This is a genomic window from Stenotrophomonas sp. HMSC10F07 (genome assembly GCF_001807895.1).
In the GTDB taxonomy this organism is placed as follows: domain Bacteria; phylum Pseudomonadota; class Gammaproteobacteria; order Xanthomonadales; family Xanthomonadaceae; genus Stenotrophomonas; species Stenotrophomonas sepilia.
This window is the reverse complement of record NZ_KV791451.1, coordinates 1-3,075: the sequence shown is the minus strand read 5'-3', so window position 1 is coordinate 3,075 and position 3,075 is coordinate 1. Positions and strand designations below refer to the sequence as shown.

The 3,075-nt window shown below is 67.8% G+C and carries 4 protein-coding genes; 1 reads left to right on the top strand and 3 read right to left on the bottom strand.

The genetic code is table 11. From position 1 onward, the window contains the following. The 3 genes from HMPREF3114_RS19025 to HMPREF3114_RS19015 all read right to left on the bottom strand — a co-directional run. On the bottom strand, positions 1-185 hold a 185-nt coding region (locus tag HMPREF3114_RS19025), incomplete at its 3' end, for a hypothetical protein (protein WP_218086333.1). Between the two features lie 94 nt (positions 186-279). After that, entirely contained in the window at positions 280-1,068 is a 789-nt protein-coding gene (locus HMPREF3114_RS19020; protein ID WP_053498959.1) for a queuosine precursor transporter, read from the bottom strand. Further along, entirely contained in the window at positions 1,065-1,748 is a 684-nt protein-coding gene (locus tag HMPREF3114_RS19015) for a DUF502 domain-containing protein (protein ID WP_005418129.1), read from the bottom strand. The genes HMPREF3114_RS19020 and HMPREF3114_RS19015 overlap by 4 nt, the downstream gene beginning before the upstream one ends. 76 nt (positions 1,749-1,824) lie before the next feature. Here HMPREF3114_RS19015 and HMPREF3114_RS19010 point away from each other — a divergent pair. Beyond that, the coding region (locus tag HMPREF3114_RS19010; RefSeq protein WP_070490441.1) for a hypothetical protein at positions 1,825-3,075 on the top strand (1,251 nt) is incomplete at its 3' end.

Genomic DNA, 3,075 nt, shown 5'->3' with positions numbered 1-3,075 from the left:
CGCGCCGAGCTGCCACGCGCCGGCGCAGTGGCGCGGGCGGGCCTGGCCTTGGGCTTGGCAGCCTGGCGGGTCTGCGCAGCGGCAGGGCGGCTGGCCTTTTTCTTCGCTGCTTCGGCCGACGGCATGGCACTGAACAGGAACAACGCGGCAATGGCGGCGGCCAGGGCGCGGGTGGGATGCGGCATCAGGAGCTTCCGTGGAACACAGACCGTGGAGCTTGCACGATCCGGCCGCGTACGGCCAGCGTGAAGGCGCAGTCAGCTTTTTGCCGCTGGGGCTTCAGTCAGCCGCGGCCGCGGCGCGCAGGGCGGCGGCCCTGTCGGTGCCCAGGTAGCGGGTGATCGCGCGCCGCATCAGGTACAGCAACGGGATCAATGCGATCGCAAAGCCCATCTTGTAGATGTAGTTGACGCTGCTGACGGCCAGGAACAGCGACGTCGGCCAGTGCTGTGGGCCGAGCACGAAGGCGATCCAGATCACCACGAAGCTGTCCACCACCTGGGAGATCGCGGTGGATCCGGTCGCACGCAGCCACACGTGGCGCTCGCCGGTGGCCTGGCGGATGCGATGGAACACGGCCACGTCGATCAGCTGGCCGAGCAGGAAGGCCACCAGCGAACCGGCGATGGTCCACATGCCCTGGCCGAACACCGCGGCGAATGCCGCCTGGTAGTCCGGCACGCCGTGGCCGTCCATCGAGGTGACCCACCAGCTGGCCGGAGCCAGCGAGATCGCTGCGAAGGCGAACAGGAAGCCATAGGCGATCAGCACCACGGCCAACCACGAGATGAAGCGCACGCCGCGCTTGCCGAAAAACTCGTTGATCGTGTCGGTCATGATGAACACCACCGGCCACAGCAGGGTACCGGCGGTGAAGCTGAGTGAGCCGGTCTGGCCAAACAGGTTCCAGTTCAGCGGTTCGATGCCGAGGGTGTCTTCCAGCGCGAAGATCTTCACCCCGATCAGTTCGGCCAGCACGGCGTTGCCGCAGAAGAACGCGGCCAGCACGATGAACAGCAGGACCGCGCGGTCCTGCAGCGGGCGCTCGATCGGCGCTGCGGTTGTCATTCGCTGCGTTCGCCTGCGCGCGTGAACGGAACGCTGGACGGTGCGACGGCACCGCCGGAAATGATGAAGCTCATGGCCTGGTCGACGGTCCAGTCGGTCGGGGTCAGCAGCTCCACCGGCACGATCTCCAGGTAACCCGAGGTCGGGTTCGGTGTGGTTGGCACGTACACCGCGGCCAGTTCACGGTCGGTACCGTGCTCCTTGATCACGCGGGTGACCAGCCCGACCGACTTCATGTCGCGGTGCGGGAAGTCGATCAGCACCACGCGCTGGGTGCTGCCCGGTTCGGTCTGCAACATGTCCAGCAGCTTCTTGGCGCTGTCGTAGATGATGCTGGCCAACGGAATGCGCTTGATCACCGCGCCGACCCAGCGCAGCAGGCGCTGGCCGAGCACACGGCGGCTGGCCACGCCCACCGCCAGGATCACCAGCAGGGTGGCCAGCAGGGCGATGGTGTTCTGGATCCACTCGGCACGGACCCAGCCGAGGTAATGCGGGAAGCTTGTCGCGATCTGCTCGGAAAGCGGCACCACCAATGGGCTGGAAATGCCCGAAAGCAGCACGAACACGAACTTGACCACGACCCAGGTCAGCCAGATCGGCAGCAGGGTCAGCAGGCCGGTCAGGAACAGGCGCTGCAGGGAGGGGCGGGGGACCAGGGCGGGGGCTTCGAGCGACATGCGCGCATTGTAGCGGCCACGGCCGGTCGATTACGCTGGGGGATCGACTGCGGCAACGATGCATGGAAGGGAAGCTGTGTTGAAGATTCTGCGCGGACTGGGCTGGGCCCTGGCAGGACTGCTGGTGCTGGCCATCGTGGTGTGGTGCGCCTCGCGCATGTGGCCGGTGCCGGAATCACGGCTGCAGGCCCAGCAGCGGTTGCAGGCCCGCCTGCCCGCTGATGGCCGCAACGGCTTTGCGCTGCTGTGGACACTCGCGTTCGACGATCTCGACCCGGACCAGCGCGATCACGCGTTGGCCCGGGATGTACAGCGCTGGGAGGCGGATCCGCGCGGCAATGGCGGCGCCCGTCCGCAGCTGGCAGAAGACCACGTCGAGCTGCATTCACGGCCTTCGGCCAGCTGCGGACCGACCGCCAGTGACTGCCTCGGCCAGGTGCGTGCGGACCCGCAGCGCTTCGTCGATGCCCACGCTGGCCACCAGCAGCTGCATGCGCGCCTGGACCAGCTGGCCGATGCGGATCACTTCGTGTCGCCGTTCCGGCCAAAAGGGGAGGGCATCCTGGTGCCGATGCCGGCCTATGGTTTGGTGATCGACGCCACCAGCGCACGCGCGCTGGCGTATGTGCAGGGTGATATCGACGGTGCGCTGCGTGGCAGTTGCCGGGGGCTGCAGCTGGGCCGCCGGCTGGTGACGGGCGGCAGCTACCTGGTGGAGAGCATCATCGGTGCCAGCCTGGTGCAGGCCAATGCCCAGCTGCTGGCCGACATGCTGGTCGAACTGCCGGCCGACCAACCGCTGCCAGCGGAATGCGAGCAGGCGATGAAGCCGATGCTGGCCGCCGAACAGAGCCTGTGCCGTGCGATGCAGGGTGAGTATGCGATGAGCAGGGCTGCGATCGAAACCTCGGCGCAGGAGTTCGGTGGTGTGCTGGTACTCGATCGCAGCAGCACCCTGGCGCGTGCGGCGGGCAACCTGGGCTGGGCCTGTGGTGCGGCGTCGATGACCGCGCTGGAGGCGGATCGTCCGCTGCCGGTACCGGCACCGCCGCAGCATGACTTCGGCTGCCTGTCGAACATCATGGGGTGCGTGCTGGCCGATATCGCGGGCCCGGCCTATCCCGCCTATTCGTCACGGCCCCAGGATGCCGCCGCGATGGTGCGGCTGATCGGTGCGCAACGCTGGCTGCGACAGCAGGCCGAGGACCCTGTGGTTGCGCTGAAGCGCTTGCCTGCCCAGTTCCGCTCGCAGGTGCGGGCACCGCAGTTGTCGGCCGATGGCCGCCGCCTGCAGGTAGCGCGGCGCTCAGCGCCGCGCAGCACCGAC